Source organism: Leifsonia lichenia (genome assembly GCF_054780215.1).
Map to the genome: position 1 here is coordinate 154253 of NZ_BAAGWT010000002.1, position 19337 is coordinate 173589.

The 19337-nt window shown below is 69.7% G+C and carries 19 protein-coding genes; 17 read left to right on the plus strand and 2 right to left on the minus strand.

What is annotated here, in order from left to right:
* Positions 1–5: 5 nt before the first annotated feature.
* From leuC to ACYVGI_RS05270, 6 genes are read left to right on the plus strand one after another with little or no spacing between them, the layout of a single operon-like run.
* Positions 6–1487, plus strand: coding sequence for a 3-isopropylmalate dehydratase large subunit (gene leuC, locus ACYVGI_RS05245; protein ID WP_460631614.1), 1482 nt, complete (start codon positions 6–8; stop codon positions 1485–1487).
* The gene (gene leuD, locus ACYVGI_RS05250; protein ID WP_460631615.1) at positions 1487–2086 is read left to right on the plus strand and encodes a 3-isopropylmalate dehydratase small subunit; all 600 of its coding nucleotides are present in this window, start codon (positions 1487–1489) and stop codon (positions 2084–2086) included. Before leuC ends, leuD begins: the two co-directional genes overlap by 1 nt.
* On the plus strand, positions 2083–3453 hold the full coding sequence (gene murA, locus ACYVGI_RS05255) for a UDP-N-acetylglucosamine 1-carboxyvinyltransferase (RefSeq protein ID WP_055892977.1): 1371 nt from the start codon (positions 2083–2085) through the stop codon (positions 3451–3453). The genes leuD and murA overlap by 4 nt, the downstream gene beginning before the upstream one ends.
* Before the next feature lie 58 nt (positions 3454–3511).
* Positions 3512–4276: a lysophospholipid acyltransferase family protein gene (locus ACYVGI_RS05260; protein WP_460631616.1), complete on the plus strand. Its 765-nt coding sequence runs from the start codon at positions 3512–3514 to the stop codon at positions 4274–4276.
* On the plus strand, positions 4266–5408 hold the full coding sequence (locus ACYVGI_RS05265) for an NAD(P)H-dependent glycerol-3-phosphate dehydrogenase (RefSeq protein WP_402849258.1): 1143 nt from the start codon (positions 4266–4268) through the stop codon (positions 5406–5408). The genes ACYVGI_RS05260 and ACYVGI_RS05265 overlap by 11 nt, the downstream gene beginning before the upstream one ends.
* Positions 5311–6405, plus strand: a complete 1095-nt coding sequence (locus ACYVGI_RS05270) for a D-alanine--D-alanine ligase family protein (protein ID WP_460631617.1) — start codon at positions 5311–5313, stop codon at positions 6403–6405. The genes ACYVGI_RS05265 and ACYVGI_RS05270 overlap by 98 nt, the downstream gene beginning before the upstream one ends.
* Positions 6406–6491: 86 nt before the next feature.
* On the opposite strand, the gene ACYVGI_RS05275 is transcribed toward ACYVGI_RS05270, so the two are convergent.
* A complete protein-coding gene (locus ACYVGI_RS05275; RefSeq protein ID WP_460631618.1) occupies positions 6492–7010 on the minus strand; it encodes a DUF3515 family protein in 519 nt (172 codons plus the stop codon).
* A gap of 24 nt (positions 7011–7034) precedes the next feature.
* Between ACYVGI_RS05275 and thiL the strand changes: the two genes are divergently transcribed.
* Positions 7035–8036, plus strand: a complete 1002-nt coding sequence (gene thiL, locus ACYVGI_RS05280) for a thiamine-phosphate kinase (protein ID WP_460631619.1) — start codon at positions 7035–7037, stop codon at positions 8034–8036.
* A gap of 19 nt (positions 8037–8055) precedes the next feature.
* On the opposite strand, the gene rsmD is transcribed toward thiL, so the two are convergent.
* Positions 8056–8622: a 16S rRNA (guanine(966)-N(2))-methyltransferase RsmD gene (gene rsmD, locus ACYVGI_RS05285; protein ID WP_460631620.1), complete on the minus strand. Its 567-nt coding sequence runs from the start codon at positions 8620–8622 to the stop codon at positions 8056–8058.
* Between the two features lie 49 nt (positions 8623–8671).
* Between rsmD and ACYVGI_RS05290 the strand changes: the two genes are divergently transcribed.
* The 10 genes from ACYVGI_RS05290 (at position 8672) to mutM (ending at position 19328) form a co-directional block, all read left to right on the plus strand.
* Entirely contained in the window at positions 8672–9412 is a 741-nt protein-coding gene (locus ACYVGI_RS05290) for a tetratricopeptide repeat protein (protein ID WP_460631621.1), read from the plus strand.
* Entirely contained in the window at positions 9409–11616 is a 2208-nt protein-coding gene (locus tag ACYVGI_RS05295; protein WP_460631622.1) for an ATP-dependent DNA helicase RecG, read from the plus strand. The genes ACYVGI_RS05290 and ACYVGI_RS05295 overlap by 4 nt, the downstream gene beginning before the upstream one ends.
* A 110-nt stretch (positions 11617–11726) precedes the next feature.
* Positions 11727–12209, plus strand: coding sequence for a pantetheine-phosphate adenylyltransferase (coaD, locus tag ACYVGI_RS05300; RefSeq protein WP_460631623.1), 483 nt, complete (start codon positions 11727–11729; stop codon positions 12207–12209).
* Positions 12206–13297 (plus strand): AAA family ATPase, encoded by a 1092-nt coding sequence (locus ACYVGI_RS05305; RefSeq protein WP_460631624.1) that lies wholly within the window; start codon positions 12206–12208, stop codon positions 13295–13297. The genes coaD and ACYVGI_RS05305 overlap by 4 nt, the downstream gene beginning before the upstream one ends.
* A gap of 3 nt (positions 13298–13300) precedes the next feature.
* Entirely contained in the window at positions 13301–14614 is a 1314-nt protein-coding gene (locus ACYVGI_RS05310; RefSeq protein WP_460631625.1) for a DUF58 domain-containing protein, read from the plus strand.
* On the plus strand, positions 14607–16874 hold the full coding sequence (locus tag ACYVGI_RS05315; RefSeq protein WP_460631626.1) for a transglutaminase family protein: 2268 nt from the start codon (positions 14607–14609) through the stop codon (positions 16872–16874). The genes ACYVGI_RS05310 and ACYVGI_RS05315 overlap by 8 nt, the downstream gene beginning before the upstream one ends.
* A gap of 11 nt (positions 16875–16885) precedes the next feature.
* Positions 16886–17446, plus strand: a complete 561-nt coding sequence (locus ACYVGI_RS05320; protein ID WP_460631627.1) for a YceD family protein — start codon at positions 16886–16888, stop codon at positions 17444–17446.
* Between the two features lie 2 nt (positions 17447–17448).
* Complete coding sequence (gene rpmF / locus ACYVGI_RS05325; RefSeq protein ID WP_460631628.1) at positions 17449–17652, plus strand: 50S ribosomal protein L32; 204 nt, start codon at positions 17449–17451, stop codon at positions 17650–17652.
* A 28-nt stretch (positions 17653–17680) separates the two neighbouring features.
* Complete coding sequence (gene rnc, locus ACYVGI_RS05330; RefSeq protein ID WP_460631629.1) at positions 17681–18394, plus strand: ribonuclease III; 714 nt, start codon at positions 17681–17683, stop codon at positions 18392–18394.
* Positions 18372–19328 (plus strand): bifunctional DNA-formamidopyrimidine glycosylase/DNA-(apurinic or apyrimidinic site) lyase, encoded by a 957-nt coding sequence (gene mutM, locus ACYVGI_RS05335; protein WP_460631630.1) that lies wholly within the window; start codon positions 18372–18374, stop codon positions 19326–19328. The genes rnc and mutM overlap by 23 nt, the downstream gene beginning before the upstream one ends.
* Positions 19329–19337 lie beyond the last annotated feature (9 nt).

Below are 19337 nucleotides of genomic sequence, written 5' to 3' on the forward strand. Positions count from 1 at the left end.
GCATCATGAATACCGATTCACTGACCCTCGCCGAGAAGGTGTGGCGTGACCATCTGGTCGTCAAGGGCGAGGACGGCTCGCCCGACCTCATCTACATCGACCTGCACCTGGTGCACGAGGTGACGAGCCCGCAGGCGTTCGACGGACTGCGTATGGCAGGCCGTCCCGTGCGTCGCCCAGACCTCACCATCGCCACCGAGGACCACAACACCCCGACCATCGGCATCGACAAGCCGATCGCCGACCTCACCAGCCGCACCCAGATCGAGACGCTGCGCAGGAACGCCGAGGAGTTCGGCATCCGCCTGCACTCGCTCGGCGACGTCGAGCAGGGCATCGTGCACGTCGTCGGCCCGCAGCTCGGCCTGACCATGCCGGGCATCACAGTGGTCTGCGGCGACTCGCACACCTCGACGCACGGCGCGTTCGGCGCGATGGCGTTCGGCATCGGCACCAGCGAGGTCGAGCACGTCATGGCCACCCAGACCCTGCCGCTGAAGGCGTTCAAGACGATGGCGATCACCGTCGAAGGCGAGCTGCGCCCCGGTGTGACCGCGAAAGACATCATCCTGGCTGTCATCGCCAAGATCGGCACGGGCGGCGGGCAGGGCTACGTGCTCGAGTACCGCGGCAGTGCCATCCGCGCGCTCTCCATGGAGGGCCGCATGACGATCTGCAACATGTCGATCGAGGCGGGCGCCCGCGCCGGGATGGTCGCGCCGGACGAGACCACGTACGCCTACCTCAAGGGCCGTCCGCACGCCCCGGAGGGGCAGGACTGGGACGACGCCGTCGCGTACTGGGACACCCTGGCGACCGACGACGACGCCGTGTTCGACGCCGAGGTCTACCTCGACGCCGCCGACATCGAGCCGTTCGTCACCTGGGGCACCAACCCCGGCCAGGGCGTCTCGCTCAGCCAGAGCGTGCCGGACCCCGCCACCATCGCCGACGCCAACCAGCGCGCCGCCGCCGAGCGGGCCCTGGAGTACATGGACCTGGCCGCGGGCACGCCGATGAAGAGCATCCACGTGGATGCGGTCTTCATGGGCTCGTGCACAAACAGCCGCATCGAAGACCTCCGCGCCTTCGCCTCGGTGATCAAGGGGCAGAAGAAGGCGGACGGCGTCCGCGTCATGGTCGTGCCAGGCAGCGCCCGCGTGCGCATCGAGGCCGAGGCGGAGGGCATCGACAAGATCGTCGAGGAGTTCGGGGCGGAGTGGCGGTTCGCCGGATGCTCGATGTGCCTCGGCATGAACCCGGACCAGCTCGCGCCTGGCGAGCGGTGCGCATCCACGTCGAACCGCAACTTCGAGGGCCGTCAGGGCAAGGGCGGCCGCACGCACCTGGTGTCTCCGCTGGTGGCGGCCGCAACCGCGATCCGCGGCACGCTGTCCAGCCCGTGGGACCTGGAGCCGGACGCGGATGGCGACACGCCGGGCCATGACGGCTCGGATACCCGCGCAGGAGAGAAGGTGGGCGCCTGATGGAAAAGATCCAGACGATCGAGGGCGTCGCCGTCCCGTTCCGCCGCTCCAACGTCGACACCGACCAGATCATCCCCGCGGTGTTCCTCAAGCGCGTCACCAAGACGGGCTTCGACGACGCGCTGTTCCACGCCTGGCGTCAGGACCCCGACTTCATCCTCAACCGGCCGGAGTACCAGGGCGCCCGCGTCCTGATCGCCGGGGCGGACTTCGGAACGGGCTCGTCGCGCGAGCACGCCGTGTGGGCGCTGCGCGACTACGGTTTCGCCGCCGTGCTCAGCCCCCGGTTCGCCGACATCTTCCGTGGCAACGCCGGCAAGCAGGGACTGCTCGCCGGACAGATCACGGAGGAGGACGCCGAGCGCCTGTGGCAGGCCATCGAGGCCCAGCCGGGAATAGCGGCGACGGTGGATCTGGTTGCCAAGACTGCGAGCGTCGGTGAGGTCCAGGTGTCTTTCGACATCGACGATTACACTAGGTGGCGTTTGCTCGAAGGGTTGGACGACATCGCTCTGACCCTGCGCGACGAGGCGCGCATTTCAGAATACGAAGCCCGCCGCGAGAGCTGGCGGCCCAAGACGTTACCGGTGAAACTTTGAACTCACTTCTTCAGGACGCCCAGGCAGCAGGAGCGCGTGTCGGCCTCAAAGGCGACCGCATCACGATCAACGGCGGGATTCCGCTCCGCGGCCGGATCGAGCTGAAGGGCGCGAAGAACCTCGTCACGAAGGCCATGGTCGCCGCCCTGCTCGGCGAAGGCCCGAGTGTGCTGCGCGACGTCCCGGACATCAGCGATGTCCGGGTCGTCCGCGGCCTCCTTGAAATCCACGGCGTCAAGGTGACAGACGGCACAGACGAGGGCGAGCTGCTGCTCGACCCGAGCGCCGTCGAGTCCGCCCACATGGCCGACATCGACGCGCACGCCGGGTCCAGCCGCATCCCGATCCTGTTCTGCGGGCCGCTGCTGCACCGTCTGGGCGAGGCGTTCATCCCGGACCTCGGCGGCTGCCGCATCGGCGACCGCCCGATCGACTACCATCTCGAGGTGCTGCGCAAGTTCGGCGCCATCGTCGACAAGCTGCCGACCGGCATCCGGATGACGGCCCCGAACGGCCTGCACGGCGCCAAGCTCGACCTGCCGTACCCGAGTGTCGGTGCGACGGAGCAGGTGCTGCTCACCGCCGTCCGCGCGGAGGGCATCACCGAGCTGAAGGGTGCGGCGATCGAGCCCGAGATCATGGATCTCATCAACATCCTGCAGAAGATGGGCGCGATCATCACGGTCGACACCGACCGCGTCATCCGCATCGAGGGCGTCAAGAAGCTCGTCGGCTACAGCCACACCGCGCTGTTCGACCGCAACGAGGCCGCGAGCTGGGCCGCCGCGGCCCTCGCCACCGGCGGAGACATCTACGTCGGCGGAGCACGCCAGCCGGAGATGCTCACCTTCCTCAACGTCTTCCGCAAGGTCGGCGGCGCCTTCGAGATCCACGACGACGGCATCCGGTTCTTCCACCCGGGCGGCGAGCTCAAGCCCGTCGTCATCGAGACGGATGTGCACCCCGGCTTCATGACCGACTGGCAGCAGCCGCTCGTGATCGCCCTCACCAAGGCGAAAGGCGTCTCGATCGTGCACGAGACCGTGTACGAGCAGCGCTTCGGCTTCGTCGACGCGCTCATCGACATGGGCGCCAAGATCCAGATCCACAAGGAATGCCTCGGCGGGCACCCCTGCCGCTTCGGCCAGCGCAACTTCAACCACTCGGCGGTCATCATGGGCCCGACCGACCTGAAGGGCGCCGACATCGAGGTTCCCGACCTGCGCGGCGGCTTCAGCCACCTGATCGCAGCGCTGACGGCGGAGGGACGCTCCACCGTCAGCAACGTCGGGATCATCAGCCGCGGCTACGAGAACTTCATCACCAAGCTGCAGCTTCTGGGAGCCGACTTCGTTCTCGAAGGATAATGGAGGGGTGTCCCGACCCTCTTCAGAGCAGAACCCGGTGTCCGATTCGAGCAAACCCGTGAGCGGGCGCGCAGAGAAGCTTCCGCGCAAGGAGACGAGCACCCCCTCGATCTTCTGGGTGCTGGCCGGGCTCGTGATCCCGATCATGAGCATCGCGGCGCGCTTCCGCATCGTGGACGGCGACAAGCTGCCACGGCGCGGGGCGTACGTCGTCGCGCCCAACCACTACAGCGAGATCGACCCGGTGATGATCGGGATGGTGAGCTGGAAGCTCGGGAGGATGCCGCGGTTCCTCGCCAAGGGCAGCCTGTTCCGCATCCCGGTCGTCGGCTGGTTCCTCCGCAAGTCCGGCCAGGTGCCGGTGGAGCGCGCCGGGTCGTCGCGCGGCTCGGCGCCGCTCACGGCGGCCAAGGAGATCGTGCGCGACGGCCGCATCGTCATCATCTACCCGGAAGGCTCGCTCACCCGCGACCCCGACATGTGGCCGATGCGCGGCAAGACCGGCGCGGCCCGCATGGCGCTGGAGAACGACCTGCCCGTGATCCCCGTCGCGCACTGGGGCACGCAGCAGGTCATGGCGCGCTACGGCAAGAAGATCAGCTTCTTCCCGCGCAAGACCATCGACGTGAAGATCGGCGATCCGGTCGACCTGTCCGCCTTCCGAGGCCGTAATCTCGACGCGGCGACGCTGAACGAAGCGACCGCCGTGATCATGGACGCCATCACCGCGCTGCTGGAAGACCTCCGCGGCGAGAAGGCGCCTGCCACCCGGTGGAACCCCGCCGAGCACGACCAGAAGGAGACCGGCCGTTTTGAAGGCTAGTTCTGCCAGACGCCCTGTCGTCGCCCCCCGCAAGATCGCCGTCCTCGGCGCAGGAAGCTGGGGAACGACGTTCGCGAAGATCCTCGCCGACGGTGGGGCGGACGTGACCCTCTGGGCGCGCAGGCCGGAACTGGCCCGCGAGATCAACGAGGTGAAGCGCAACAGCGACTACCTCGAGGGCATCAATCTTCCGCGCACGCTGAAGGCCACCTCCAAGCTGGCCGACGCGATGCGGGATGCTGAACTCGTCTTCGTCTCCATCCCGAGCCAGACCCTGCGCTCCAACCTCGAGGCCATCGCGCCGTACCTCGGTCCGTCGACCATCGTCGTCAGCCTGATGAAGGGCGTCGAGAAGGGCACGGGCTTGCGGATGAGCGAGGTGATCGCTCAGGGGCTGCCGATCGAGCTGGAGCGCATCGCCGTCGCATCCGGGCCCAACCTGGCGCTGGAGATCGCCCGGGAGCAGCCGACGGCCGCCGTCGTCTCCTCGGTCAGCCTGGAGACCGCGCAGGCGGTGGCGATGGCCGCCACCAACCGGTACTTCCGCAGCTTCGTGAACACCGACGTGATCGGCACGGAGTTCGGCGGCGTGCTCAAGAACCTGATCGCCGTCGCCATCGGCATCGTCGACGGAGTCGGCTACGGAGAGAACACGAAGGCGTCGATCATCACGCGCGGGCTGGTCGAGATGACCGACTTCGCTGTGGCGTACGGCGCGGAGGCCGTCACGCTCTCCGGCCTTGCAGGGCTCGGCGACCTCATCGCCACCTGCGAGTCGTCGCTCAGCCGCAACAACACGGCGGGACGGCTGCTCGGCCAGGGCTACAGCTTCAACGACGTCGTGAAGCAGATGAACCAGACCGCGGAGGGTCTGGCGTCCGTCGCCCCCATTCTGACGCTCGCGGAGGCCCGCGGGGTGGACATGCCCATCGTGCGCCAGGTGAGCCAGGTGCTTGCCGGTACGCTCGATCCGAAAGACATTGCGCCGCATCTGACCACCGATTCGGACGAACCTCAGGGTGAAAGGACAACGGATGACGGACAGACTCGCGGTCGTGCTTCTCTTCGGGGGGCGTTCAAGCGAGCATTCGATCAGTTGCGCAACGGCGGCGGGGGTGCTGGGCGCAATTGATCGCGCCCGCTACGACGTCATCCCGGTCGGAATCACCCGCGACGGTGCGTTCACCCTGCAGCCCGACGACGCGGCCCTGTTCGCGCTGAACGCGGAGAAGCTGCCGGCCGTCGAGGACAACGGCACGCGCATCCACTGGCCGGAATCGGCCGCGACGCGCGAGCTGACCGTCACGGAGAACGGCGAGACGCGCTCGCTCGGCGACGTGGACCTGGTGTTCCCGATCCTGCACGGACCGTGGGGAGAGGACGGCACCATCCAGGGGATGCTCGAACTCGTCGACCTTCCGTACGTCGGCAGCGGCGTGCTCGCCAGCTCGCTCGGGATGGACAAGCACTTCACCAAGACCGTGCTGCAGCAGGCCGGCATCCCCGTCGCGCCGTGGCGGACGGTGACGGCCTACGAGTGGCGCACCGCTCCCGATGCTGTCCGCAGGACCGCAACGGAGCTCGGCCTTCCCGCGTTCGTGAAGCCGGCGCGCGCCGGCTCCAGCGTCGGCGTGAGCAAGGTGTCCGACTGGTCGCAGCTCGACGCGGCCATCGAGACGGCCTTCGCCGAAGACGACCGCGTGCTCATCGAGTCCGGGCTGTCTGGGCGCGAGGTGGAGATCGCCGTGCTCGGCGGGCGTCCAGGGCAGGCGACCCGCGCATCCGTCGCCGGGGAGATCGTGGTCACCGGCAGAGACTTCTACGACTTCGAGGCGAAGTACCTGGATGCACCGGGCATCGACCTGGTGTGCCCCGCCGACCTGACCGCTGCCGAGCTGGCCACGATGCAGGAGCTCGGCGCGCGGGCGTTCGACGCCATCGGGGGAGAGGGGCTCGCGCGCGTCGACTTCTTCCTGACGGCGGACGGTTTCGTCGTCAACGAGATCAACACGATGCCCGGCTTCACGCCGATCTCGATGTTCCCGCGCTGCTGGCAGGAGTCCGGCCTGTCATACCCGGCCCTCATCGACGAGCTCATCGACGTCGCCCTCACCCGCGCCGCCGCCTAGCCGCCCTCCCGCGCCCCTCCGCAATCGAGCCCAGCCTTTTTCACCCTAAAAACGCGTTTTGCGGTGAAAAAGGCTGGGCTCGATTGCTACGGGGTGGGCGTGGGGGTGGGGGTGAGCGAGGTGTCGAGGGTGGAGAGGCACTTGCTCGTCTGCTTGATGGTCTGGATGGCGCTGGCGAACTCGGGGAGGACCGCCGAGTCGGAGACGCCGGAGACGTGGTCGATGACGACCTCGGTCGCCGGAGTGCGGCCGAAGGTCTGATAGACGATGGTCTTCGCGTCCGGGTCGGTCATCAGCACCCAGTCCACGCCATTGACCGACACGCACGGCTTGGTGGTCGGGCCGATCGGCGGCACGCCGCAGCGCAGCAGCACAGAGGTCGGATCGCCCCACGCGCCGGTCGCCTGCGCGTCGGTCTGACGCTCGGCCTTGCCCGCGACGGTGTCCGGCAGGCGGACGCTGACCTCCGCGCATCCCGGGTCGTTGGCCTCTGCTGCGGGCTGGAGCGAGACGATCGGCGCGCAGCCGGCGAGGGCGATGCCTGCGCCGAGGACGATCGTGAGGACGGCTGAGGTGCGACGCTGGGCGCGGTGACGGGTGGACATCGGTTTCAGGCTACCGTTTGATGCATGACGATGTCTGGGAGCGGAACCGCAGGAGCGACCATCGGGGAGGCGTCGGAGGTCGAAGCCCTGAAGCGGATCTTCCCCCGGCTTCCCGCCTCCTCGGCCACGATCGTCGGCCCCGGCGACGACGCCGCCGTTCTCGCCGCCCCGGACGGTCGATACGTCGTCACAACGGACATGATGGTGCACGGCCCCGACTTCCGCCTCGCCTGGTCGACGCCGTACGACCTCGGCTGGAAGGCGGCGGCGACCAACCTGTCGGACGTCGCGGCGATGGGCGCCGTCCCCACAGCCCTCGTCGTCGCCATCGCGGCCCCGGCGACCACCCCGGTGGTCGACCTGGAGCGCATCGCCGACGGCTTCCGCGACGCCTGCGAAGCACTCGCGCCTGGATGCGGCGTGGTCGGAGGAGACCTGTCGGCCTCCGACGTCCTCACCATCGCCGTGACGGCGTTCGGCGACCTGGAGGGACGCGCGCCGGTGCTGCGCAGCGGCGCGCGGGCCGGCGACACGGTGGCGGTGTCGGGTGCCCTCGGCCGGGCGGGCGCCGGGCTGCGTCTGCTGTTCGAGCGCGCCGTCGACGACGCGGGGGAGCCGGACCGCGCACGGTTCGCGGAGGTGCTCGCCGCGCATCCGGATGCGGTGACGGCCCAGGTGCGCCCGGAGCCGCCCATCCAGGACGGGCCGCGCGCCGCCATCGCAGGTGCGACGGCCATGCTCGACCTGAGCGACGGACTCGCGCTCGACGCGCGCAGGGTCGCCGCGGCGAGCGGGGTGGCGATCGACATCGACCCCGCGGCGCTCGGCGACGACGTGCAGGCCGCGCTCACCGGGGGAGAGGACCACGGGCTGCTCGCCACCTTCCCCGCCGGGACAGAGCTGCCCGGCGGCTTCCGCGCTATCGGGACGGTGCGCGACGGCGACGGCGTGCTCGTCGGCGGGCGCGCCTTCGACGCGCGCGGCGGCTGGGACCCATACGACGGGTGGGACGGCAACGCGGGCTGAGCGCGTCGCGCCGGCCCGGTCAGTCGGGTTCGACCCAGTACAGGGCCGTGTCCCCGTAGTCCTTGCGCCGCTCGACGACGAGCCCGGCCGGCATCGTCGGCTCCGGCGTTCGGGTGCTGCGCTCGACGCACACGGTCGCGTGCGGGGCGAGCCTGGGCACCAGGGCGGTCAGCACCGCGAGCAGTTCGTCGTCGTCCACGTCGTACGGCGGGTCGATGAACACCAGATCGTAGGTCGAACCCGCCCCGGCCAGGTAGCTCTGCACCGCGGCTCCCCGCACCTCGATGACCGGCACGGCGTAGCGCGGAGCCGCCTTGGCGACCGACTGGGCGTTGCGGCGGCAGACCTGGGCGGCGTCGGCGTTCTTCTCCACAAGGGTCACATGGGTCGCGCCGCGGCTCGCCGCCTCCAGCCCGAGCGCGCCGGACCCGGCGAACAGGTCGAGCACGCGCGCGCCCTGGATGGCGTCGCGGGCGTCGAGCGCGGAGAAGATCGCCTCGCGCACCCTGTCGCTCGTCGGGCGGGTCCCGCTCTTCGGAACCTGCAGGCTGAGCGAGCCGGCGAAACCGGCGACGATACGTGTCATGGCATTTCGAGCCTAGCGGCAGCGCGGCATGGGCGGCCAAGATGGGGGGATGGTAGACCGCCTGGAACAGGCAGAACTCGATGCCATCTGGAACTTCGACGACCCCGTCGCCTCCGCCGACCGCTTCGCAGCCGAGGCGGCGGAACCGCATCGGCCGGAGCTGGTCAGGGCGGAGCTCGAGACGCAGCGGGCCCGCGCGCTCGGCCTGCAGCGACGCTACGACGAGGCCGACGCCCTGCTCGATCTGCTCAGCCCGGCGACGGACACCCTCGGCGTGCGGGTGACGCTCGAACGCGGACGGCTGCGCAACTCGGCAGGACGCGCTGCGGAGGGGACCGCCCTGTTCGAGGACGCTCTCGACGCCGCCAGGCGCCAGGGGGAGACCTTTCTCGCCGTCGACGCGGCGCACATGCTCGCCATCTCCGACCCAGAGCGCTCAGAGCAGTGGACGGCCGAGGCGTTCGACCTCCTCTCCGCCACCAGCGATCCGCGCACGCTGCGCTGGGGCGTAGCGCTGCACAACAATCGCGGCTGGCGGCTGTTCGAGGAGGGGACGCCGGTGTCCGCTCTCGCCGAGTTCGAAGCAGCCGTGGATGCGGCTCGCGCGTACGGAACGGACGAGCAGCGCTTCGCCTCCGAGTGGACCGTCGCGCGCTGTCTGCGTGAGCTCGGGCGCATCCAGGAGGCGGAGCACATCGTGCACGCCCTCGCGCACGAGCGGCCGGAGGACGAGGCTGTGGCCGCCGAGCTCGCCGCACTGACGGATGCGGCGCATACGATCGATCCATGAGTTCCGTTTCCGCACCGGCCGTCGATGGTGCGATCAGTCTCGACTCCAAGCTCAGCGGAGTCCTCGGCGGGCGAACGTCCTCGGCGTTCGAGAAGGCGTTCGGGATGCGCACGGTCGCCGATCTGCTCAGCCACTACCCGCGCCGCTACGCCAAGCGCGGCGAGCTGACCGCGCTGGCGAACCTGCCGCTCGACGAGAACGTGACCATCGTCGCCGAGGTCATCCGGGTGCAGGAGCGCCCGATGCGCGCCCGCCGTGGCTCCATCCTGGAGGTGAAGATCACGGACGGCGAGGGCATCCTGACTCTCACCTTCTTCAATCAGGCGTGGCGCTCCAAGGAGCTGGTGCCCGGCGTGCGCGGCATCTTCGCCGGCAAGGTGTCCGACTATCGCGGTGCGCTCCAGCTCGCGCATCCCGACTACGAGCTGTTCGAGCCGGATGCTGAGAACGCCGTCGTGCCCGGCAGCGCTGCCGCCAAGAACTGGGCGCAGACCCCCATCCCGATCTACCCGGCCACGGGGACGGTCGCGAGCTGGCAGGTGCAGAAGGCCGTCGCCCTCGCTCTGGATGCGGTCACAGACGTGCCTGACCCTGTGCCGGCCAGGATCGTGGCCGAGCGCGGCCTGCTCGGGCTGCGCACGGCGTTCGAGTACATGCACCGCCCGGAGAAGGACTCCCAGTGGCAGCGGGCACGCGACACGCTGCGCTTCCACGAGGCGTTCGTGCTGCAGGCGGCGCTGCTGCAGCAGCGGGCGGCATCGCGAGCCGTCGCCGCCACCCCGCGCACGGCGAAGCAGGGCGGCTTCCTCGACCGGCTCGACGCGACGCTGCCGTTCGAGCTCACCGCCGACCAGGCGACGGTCGGCGCCGAGATCGCCCGCGACCTCGCGGACACCGCCCCGATGCACCGGCTGGTCCAGGGCGAGGTCGGCTCGGGCAAGACCCTGGTCGCGCTGCGCGCGATGCTCGCCGTCGCCGACTCGGGAGGACAGGCCGCGCTGCTCGCGCCGACCGAGGTGCTCGCGGGGCAGCACCTGCGCTCCATCGTGAAGATGCTCGGCCCCGACCTCGCCGCCGACCTGATGCCGACCTTGCTCACCGGGCAGTTGTCCACGGCGGAGCGCAAGAAGGCGCTGCTGCGCACGGTGTCCGGCCAGTCCCGCATCGTGGTGGGGACACACGCGCTGCTCGGCGACGCCGTCACGTTCTTCGACCTCGGCCTCGTCGTGGTGGACGAGCAGCACCGCTTCGGTGTCGAGCAGCGGGAGGCGCTGCGGGCGAAGGGCGGCACGCCGCCGCACGTCCTCGTGCTCACGGCGACGCCCATCCCGCGCACGGTGGCGATGACGGTGTTCGGCGACCTGGACGTGTCGACCATCGCGCAGCTTCCGGCCGGACGGCAGGGCATCGAGAGCTTCGTCGTTCCGCTCGCCGACCGTCCAGGCTGGGAGCGGCGCATCTGGGAGCGCGCGGCCGAGGAGATCGGCAAGGGCAGGCAGGTCTTCGTGGTGTGCCCGGCGATCACCGGCAAAGACCGAGAGGACGACGGCGAGGACGCAGAGCAGGACGAGGACGGAGCGCCGGCGAGGCCCATCGCCAATGTCGAGTCCGTCACGGCCCATTTGCGTGCAGACCCGCTGTTCCTGAATGCACGGATCGGGATGCTGCACGGCAAGCTCAGCAGCGACGCCAAGGACGAGACGATGCGCGCGTTCGCTTCTGGCGACCTCGACCTGATCGTCGCCACCACCGTCATCGAAGTCGGTGTCGACGTGCCGAACGCGTCGGCCATGGTGATCCTCGACGCCGACCGGTTCGGCGTCTCCCAGCTCCACCAGCTCCGCGGCCGGGTCGGCCGGGGCGGCGTGCCTGGGCTCTGCCTGATGGTCACCTCCGCCGAGCAGGAGACCCTCGCCAGGGAGCGGGTCGAGGCGGTCGCTGCGACGCTCGACGGCTTCGAGCTCGCCAACATCGACCTGGAGCTCCGCCGCGAGGGCGACGTGCTCGGCAGCCGCCAGTCCGGCGGCCGGTCGTCGCTGCGCCTGCTGCGCGTCGTCACCGACGGCGAGCTGATCCAGGAGGCGAGGACGGCGGCGGAGGAGACGCTCGCCGACGACGCAGGGCTTGCAGCGCATCCCGCGTTGGCTGCCGCTCTTGCCAGGCGGCTGGACGAGAGCGAGCGGGCCTTCCTCGGCAAGTCCTGACCACTGCGCGGGGCGCTGGCGTGCCCCCCGGAAGGGGGTGGGGACCACGCCGTACTTTGGTAACGGATTCACAACGAAATGCCGGGTACAGCGGGATAGTCTGAAGGTCTATGAACAGGATCGCCGTTGTCCCTGGATCGTTCGACCCGGTCACCCTCGGGCACCTCGACGTCATCGAACGCGCCGCAGGCCTGTTCGACGAGGTCCACGTGCTCGTCGTGCACAACCCGGACAAGAGCGCCCTCCTGCCCATCGCCCAGCGCGTCGCTCTGATCGAGCGCTCGATCGAGGACGCGGGGATCGTCGGCAACATCGTCGTCGCATCCTGGAGCGTCGGCCTGCTGGTCGACTACTGCACGGATGTGGGCGCGCACGTGCTCGTCAAGGGCATCCGGTCGCAGGTGGACGTGGCATACGAGACGCCGATGGCGATCGTGAACCGGCATCTCGCGGCCGTCGAGACCGTGTTCATCCTGCCCAACCCCGCCAACGCCCACGTCTCCAGCTCTCTCGTGCGCCAGGTCTCCGCGCTCGGGGGTGACGTGAGTCCTTACGTCCCCACCGCCGTCTACGAGTATTTGCAGGAGACATGAACAGTTACGCGACGCGCCAGCCGACCGAATCATCCGTCGCCCCCGACGAGGCCGAGCAGACAACAGGGATGGACCTCGACGAGCTGAGGCGCGCCGCGGCACAGATCACCGCCAATGTGGAGTCCGTCATCGACGGGAAGCACGAGGCGGTGCAGACGGCCCTGACGGTGCTGCTCGCGGAAGGGCACCTGCTCATCGAGGACGTCCCCGGCGTCGGCAAGACGATGCTGGCGAAATCGCTGGCCAAATCGGTCGACTGCACGGTCAGCCGCATCCAGTTCACCCCCGACCTGCTGCCGAGCGACGTCACCGGCGTCTCGGTGTACAACCAGGCGGAGCGTCGGTTCGAGTTCAAGCCGGGCGCGGTGTTCGCGAACATCGTCATCGGCGACGAGATCAACCGGGCGAGCCCGAAAACCCAGTCGGCCCTGTTGGAGTGCATGGAGGAGCGGCAGGTCACCGTCGACGGCTCGACGTATCCGCTCAGCGCTCCGTTCATCGTGGTCGCCACGCAGAACCCGGTCGAGATGGAGGGCACATACGCACTCCCCGAGGCGCAGCGCGACCGGTTCATGGCGCGGATCGCCATGGGATACCCCGACGACGCCTCCGAGCTCGCGATGCTCACCACCAGGGACACCTCCAGCCCGCTGTCCAGGATCGGCCCGGTCGTCACCTCGGACGAGCTGCGGGCCATGATGGCGACGGCGCGCAGCGTGTTCGCCTCCACGCCGGTCAAGCAGTACGCGGTCGACATCGTGCGGGCGACGCGTGAGGACAGAGACCTCCGGCTCGGCGGGAGCCCGAGGGCCACCCTGCAGCTCGTGCGGGCCGCGAAGGCGATGGCGGCGCTCGACGGCCGCGACTTCGTGCTGCCGGACGACATCGACACCCTCGCCGTTCCCGTGCTCGGCCACCGGCTGCTGCCCACCAGCAGGGCGCTCGGCCACCACCACGAGAGCGCGCCGGTCATCGCCGACATCGTGCGCCGCATCGTCGCGGCGACGCCCGTCCCTGTCGGCTCCGGCGCGATCGGCGGGGCCTCCGCCGGTGCGTCACGGCCAGCCAGGTCGGGACAGGCCGGCTGACCGATGCCGGGGCGCGTCCGATCCTCGTCGCCGGTCAGGAAGCCCCGACCGACAGCACGAGGGTGGGCGCTGTTCGCCGTCGGAGTCGTCGCTCTCATCGCCTCGGTGGCGCTCGGCAGGACGGACGTGCTGTTCGTCGGGCTGTTCCTCACGGTCCTGCCGCTCGCGGCGATGATCTCGGTGACGATCGACCGGCCGCGGCTCACGGTGACGCGCAGCTTCCACCCCGATATCGTGGCCGCAGGCGAGACCGCGACCGTCGTGACGACGGCCCGCAACGAGTCGCCGAGGCCGAGCCCGGCCGCCAATTGGCGCGAATCGGCCCCTGGCGCCGTCGGCGTCCAGGGCCTCGCCCCGTTCCCACGGCTCGGCGCGCACCAGGCCACCGTGAGCCACGGCAGGGACACGATCGTGCTGAGACAGGATGTGCGTGCCAGGCACAGGGGATCGCATCCCATCGGCCCGTTCATCGTCAGCAGGGCCGACCCGTTCGGGTTGGCGTACGCCGAGTACGCGCTCGGGCAGCCCAAGCAGTTCGTGGTCACCCCGCGCGTGACGGCGCTGCCGGGCGGCGAGCTCGACGTCGCGCGCAGCGAAGGCACCGAGCACGAGCTGCTGCGCCACAGCATCCCGAGCGCCGATGAGCTGATCGCCCGCGAGTACCGGCCGGGCGACCCGCTCCGCCGCGTGCACTGGAGGGCGACGGCCAAGCACGACAAGCTGATGGTCCGCCAAGAGGAACGACGCAGCAACCCGGAGGCCTGGCTGATCGCCGACACGCGCGACACCACGGCGCCGGATGCGGAGTTCGAGACCCTGGTGGAACTGGTCGCCTCGATCGGCGTGCACCTTCTCGACGAGGGATTCGTGGTGAGCGTCGTCGAGACGGGGCCTCGGCAGCTCTCGGGCAGGAGCGGAGCGGGCAGGACGGGCACGCTGGGGGCGGCGACGCCGACCTACGACGTGGGCAGCGCCGACCGGCTGCTGCTCTCCGACCTCGCCGCGGTCGAGCCGAGCGATGTGCTCCGCGACGACGCCGTCGCCGAGCTCGCGGCAGGGCTCCGCCGGTCCGGCCGCGCGGTGCCCGTCTTCGCCGTTCTCCTCGGCGGAGCCCTCAACGAGCTCGGAGCGCTCGCTGCCGTGCGGTCGATGTGCGACCCCGCCGTCGCGTTCATCGGAGCGTCGGCGCCCGCGGAGGTGGAGGAAGTCCTCACCGACGCCGGGTGGCTCTGCGTCTCCTTCGCAGGGGGAGACGACCCGGCCGACTGCTGGCAGCGCGCTCTCGGCCGCCGCAGAGCAGAGGTGAGCCGTGGCTAGCGAGCAGGCCTTCGCGGGGTCGCTGCCCATCGCCAGGACGCGCAAGCACGGGTACTGGCGGCTCACAGCGGCGCTGCTGCTGCAGGTGGTCGCCGTCAGCTTCGCACTGGTCGGCCTCATCCAGGGCGCCGGCTGGTGGTTCGCGCTGGTGTCCTCCGCCGCCCTCCTGCTCGTCACCGGCGCCGGCCTGCGCAACCTCGGCGTCAGCAGGCGCCTCGTCCCCGTCCTCCTGACCGTCGAGGGCGCGATGCTGATGACGGTCGCCTTCGGGCGGGGCACAGGACTGCTCGGCCTCATCCCGACGCCGCGCACGTTCGCGGTGTGGGGCGACTACGCCAACCAGGCGATGCTCTCGATCTACCAGCAGGGCACGCCGGCGGAAAGCCTCCCGGAGTTCATGTTCCTGGTCGTCGGGGGCGGATGCGTCCTCGCCGTCCTCCTCGACACCCTCGCCATCGCGCTGCGCGCCCCCGCGTTCACCGCGATCGGCGTGGGAATCGTGCTCGTCGTCCCCGGCGCCCTGCTCGGCGACGGCCTCGACCCGTTCGCGCTCGCAGCGTCGGCCGCTGCGTTCCTCTGGCTCTTGCGCTGCGACGTGCGCACCAGGCGGCCGGGCACGCCCAGGCCCACCGCATCCCTCGCCATCTCGGCGTCCGCGGTGATCGTGGCCCTCGTCCTCGGCGGAACGGCTCCCGGCTTCGACAGGGGAGGGGCGACCTCGTTCACCGCAGGCGGCATCTCCATCGGGGGCACTGTCACCCCGCTGATCGATCTCGGCAAAGACCTGCGGAGACCGGCTGCGGTGCGAGCGCTCACGTACACGACCACCGCATCCACCGGGCAGTACCTCAAGCTTGCATCGCTCGACCAGTTCACCGGCAGCGTCTGGAAGCACAGGGAGCGCGACACCAAACGGCTGCCGAGCGGCAACACCATCGGGCCGGTGTTCGGCCTGTCGGACACCGTGGCGACCACGAAGATCACGACGAAGGTCGAGATCGACAACATGCAGAGCCGCTGGCTGCCCGTCCCGTACCCCGTGCAGGGAGTGAGCGGCCTCAACGGCACCTGGTCGTGGGATCCGGACGACCTCACGGTCGGCGCGATCAACACCACGACCCAGGGCCAGAAGTACACGGCGACCAGCCTCATCCTGCAGCCGACGGCCGACCAGCTCCAGGCCGCAGGCGGATTCGTGCCTGCCTCCGTCGAGCGCGACCTGTTCCTGCCGCCGGACCTGCCGGGGATCATCGCGTCCACCGCCGTCACAGCCACGCAGGGAGCGATGTCGGAGTACGACAAGGCGGTCGCCCTGCAGGACTACTTCCGCGACAACGGGTTCACATACTCGACGCAGACCCCGCTGAAGCAGGGGTACGACGGCGACGGCGGCCGCGTGATCGCCAAATTCCTGCAGGTGAAGAGCGGATACTGCGTGCACTTCGCGTCGGCGATGGCGCTGATGGCGCGCACGCTCGGCATCCCATCCAGGGTCGCGGAGGGCTACCTGCCCGGGGCGACCAGCGGGGGAGCGGCGAACAACCCTGGCCAGTACACGGTGACGAGCGACGACCTGCACGCCTGGCCGGAGCTGTACTTCGCCGGGGTCGGCTGGGTGGCGTTCGAGCCGACGGTCGGGAGGGGGACCATCCCCAGCTACACCCGTCCGGACGCACCCCAGACCTCGGCCGCTCCCGGTTCGACGTCGACGTCGACGGCCGGCGTGAAGGCGCTCGTGCCCACCGACCCGGCGAACCTCGGCAGCCCGACGGGCGCGACGGCGCCGTCCACGCTGCAGCCGGTCATCTCCGGCGTCGGCGTCGCGCTCCTGATCGTCGCGCTCCTGCTCACCCCGGCTGTGCTGCGCAGGGTGAGACGCAGGAACAGGCTCAGAAAGCTGAGCGACGAGTGGGGTGGCGCATCCGTCGCCTGGGACGAATTGCGCGACACCGCCCGCGACCTCGGCTGGAGCGTTCCGACGACGGAGACGCCTCGGGTGTTCGCCGGGCGGGTGGCCGCCGCGGTGGCAGGAACGCCGGGAGAGGACGCCGTCCTGCGCCTCCTCACGGTGCGAGAACGGGATGCGTACGGGCCGCCGACACGCGCGACGGCTGTCGGTCTCGGTGACGATCTGAACCGCGTCCTGACCGCCCTCGAAGCGCAGGCGGGGGCCGCGCTCAGGATCAAGGCGGCGCTCATTCCTGTGTCTCTCATCCCAGCCGGGTGGTCTCCGGCCCCGAACACAGGAAGACCCGCGTAAAATAGTCGCTCGTGACCAAGTTCAGAACGACGCCGTACACCGTCAATGTGTACGACATCATCCACCGCCCCGGCGAGATGCGCGAGCAGCGCATCCACCTGCCGGTCGGCGAGAAGATGGGCGAAGGACTGGTGAGCGTCCCCGCGGGCGCGACCATCGATCTCGACCTCCGGCTCGAGTCGATGCACGAGGGCATTCTGGTGACCGCCGAGGCCGAATCGACGGCCGTCGGCGTCTGCGGACGATGCCTCACCGACATCGAGCAGCCTGTCAAAGTCGATATCCAGGAACTTTTCGCGTATTCTTCTGACGAAGCTTTTGATTTTGAGGTTCACGACGACCACGTGGATCTTGAACCTCTGATCAGGGACGCGGTAGTGCTGTCACTGCCGTTTCAGCCGGTGTGCCGGCCAGACTGCCCAGGACTCGACCCCGAGTCAGGGGAGCGGCTGGCGGATGTGCCGGACCGCGAAGCCACAGGGACCGTCGATCCTCGATGGTCTGCGCTCGCGGCCTTCCAGGCTTCCGACACCACTGAATCCACCAGCAGCAGTAACAGAGAAGAGAGATAACCATGGCTGTTCCGAAGCGGAAGAAGTCACGCGCCAACACGCACGCCCGTCGTTCGCAGTGGAAGGCCGAGGTCCCCACGCTCGTCAAGACCGTCGAGGGCGGCAAGGTCACCTACAGCCTGCCGCACCGCGCGAAGGTCGTCGAGGACTCCGCAGGCACCGCCCTGTTCCTGGAGTACAAGGGCCGCAAGGTCGCCGACGTCTGATCGTCCACGTGACGAACGGAGTCGTGCGATGACCGCAGAGTCGGTCGCGCGCACAGAACTCATCGAGAAGCTCGGAGTCGACATCGGCCCCGAGCTTCTCGAGCTTGCGCTGACCCATCGCTCATACGCATACGAGCACGGCGGCATCCCGAACAACGAGCGCCTCGAATTCCTCGGCGACTCGATCCTCGGGCAGGCTGTGACGGTCAAGCTGTTCGTGGAGAACCCGCAACTCGACGAGGGCGACCTCGCCAAGCGACGCGCCAGTCTCGTGAGCTCGGTCGCGCTTGCGGAAGTCGCCCGCAGCATCGGTCTCGGCGAGTACCTGCTGCTCGGTCGCGGCGAGAACCAGAGCGGAGGGCGCGAGAAGGCGTCCATCCTCGCCGACACGGTCGAGGCGATCATCGGCGCCGCCTACCTGCACGCGGGCGGCGAGGAGGCGACGGCACTCGTGCTGCGCCTGATCGAGCCGCTGCTCGGCGACCCGGAGCGGTTCGGCGCGGCGATGGACCCGAAGACCAGCCTCCAGGAGGCTGCGGCGCACCGCGGAGCAGGCGCGCCCGTCTACACGGTGACCAACAGCGGGCCCGACCACTCCAAGACCTTCCACGCCACCGTGTCCGTCGGAACGCTCGTCACGGCGAGCGGCGATGGCACCAGCAAGAAGCAGGCCGAGATGGCGGCGGCGCTCAGCGCCTGGACCACCCTGACGCAGCGACGTGCCAGAGCTTCCCGAGGTTGAGGTCGTCCGGGCGGGCCTCGCGCCCGCTGTCACCGGTGCGACCATCCTCGGCGTCGAGGTCTTCGAACCGCGCTCTCTGAAACGCCACGACCCGGTCTCCGGCGCGTTCGATGTCCTCCTCACGGGGCGGACGATGCAGACCCCAGCGCGGCGCGGGAAATTCCTGTGGATCCCCCTGGCGCCGGAGGATGCCGGTTCCGGTGCCGCCGATACCGGTGCAGTCGCCGAGCGGCGGTCGGCGATCGTCGCCCATCTGGGCATGAGCGGGCAGATCCTCCTGCGGGAGCCGGGCACCGTGGAGAGCGGGCTGCTGCGCATCCGGTTGCACATCGAGCAGCCGGACTACGGCGAGCTCTGGGTGAACTTCGTCGACCAGCGCATCTTCGGCTCGATGGCAGTGGATGCGCTCGTCCCCACCGCGGACGGCGCAGCCGGCGGCCTCGGCACGCTCGAACCGCTCGTCCCGTCGCAGGTCAGCCACATCGCCCGCGACCCGCTCGACCCCGCGTTCGACGACGCCGCGTTCAGCGCAGCGCTGTCCCGCAAGAGCACCGGCATCAAACGCGCGCTCCTCGACCAGACCCTGATCAGCGGCATCGGCAACATCTACGCCGACGAGGCGCTGTGGGCGGCCAAGCTGCACTACGCGCAGCCCGCGTCGTCGCTGTCGCGTCCGCGCATCCGGAGTCTGCTCGCCGAGGTGCGCCTGGTGCTGCAGAAGGCGCTGGCGGAGGGCGGCACGAGTTTCGACGCCCAGTACGTCAACGTGAACGGCGCCTCCGGCTACTTCTCCCACAGCCTCAACGCCTACGGCCAGCAGGGCAAGCCGTGCCCGCGCTGCGGCACCCCCATCGTCCGCGAGCAGTTCATGAACCGCTCCTCCCACTTCTGTCCCCGCTGCCAGCGCCTCCGGCCCGCCCGCCCCCGCCCCTAGCCAACGCGC

Excerpts from the sequence above, each read along its gene's own strand:
- leuC (WP_460631614.1), top strand. The coding sequence starts at position 6 with ATGAATACCGATTCACTGACCCTCGCCGAGAAGGTGTGGCGTGACCAT.
- leuD (WP_460631615.1), top strand. The coding sequence starts at position 1,487 with ATGGAAAAGATCCAGACGATCGAGGGCGTCGCCGTCCCGTTCCGCCGC.
- ACYVGI_RS05270 (WP_460631617.1), top strand. The coding sequence starts at position 5,311 with ATGACGGACAGACTCGCGGTCGTGCTTCTCTTCGGGGGGCGTTCAAGC.
- ACYVGI_RS05275 (WP_460631618.1), bottom strand. The coding sequence starts at position 7,010 with ATGTCCACCCGTCACCGCGCCCAGCGTCGCACCTCAGCCGTCCTCACG.
- thiL (WP_460631619.1), top strand. The coding sequence starts at position 7,035 with ATGACGATGTCTGGGAGCGGAACCGCAGGAGCGACCATCGGGGAGGCG.
- rsmD (WP_460631620.1), bottom strand. The coding sequence starts at position 8,622 with ATGACACGTATCGTCGCCGGTTTCGCCGGCTCGCTCAGCCTGCAGGTT.
- ACYVGI_RS05290 (WP_460631621.1), top strand. The coding sequence starts at position 8,672 with ATGGTAGACCGCCTGGAACAGGCAGAACTCGATGCCATCTGGAACTTC.
- ACYVGI_RS05295 (WP_460631622.1), top strand. The coding sequence starts at position 9,409 with ATGAGTTCCGTTTCCGCACCGGCCGTCGATGGTGCGATCAGTCTCGAC.
- coaD (WP_460631623.1), top strand. The coding sequence starts at position 11,727 with ATGAACAGGATCGCCGTTGTCCCTGGATCGTTCGACCCGGTCACCCTC.
- ACYVGI_RS05305 (WP_460631624.1), top strand. The coding sequence starts at position 12,206 with ATGAACAGTTACGCGACGCGCCAGCCGACCGAATCATCCGTCGCCCCC.
- ACYVGI_RS05310 (WP_460631625.1), top strand. The coding sequence starts at position 13,301 with ATGCCGGGGCGCGTCCGATCCTCGTCGCCGGTCAGGAAGCCCCGACCG.
- rpmF (WP_460631628.1), top strand. The coding sequence starts at position 17,449 with ATGGCTGTTCCGAAGCGGAAGAAGTCACGCGCCAACACGCACGCCCGT.
- rnc (WP_460631629.1), top strand. The coding sequence starts at position 17,681 with ATGACCGCAGAGTCGGTCGCGCGCACAGAACTCATCGAGAAGCTCGGA.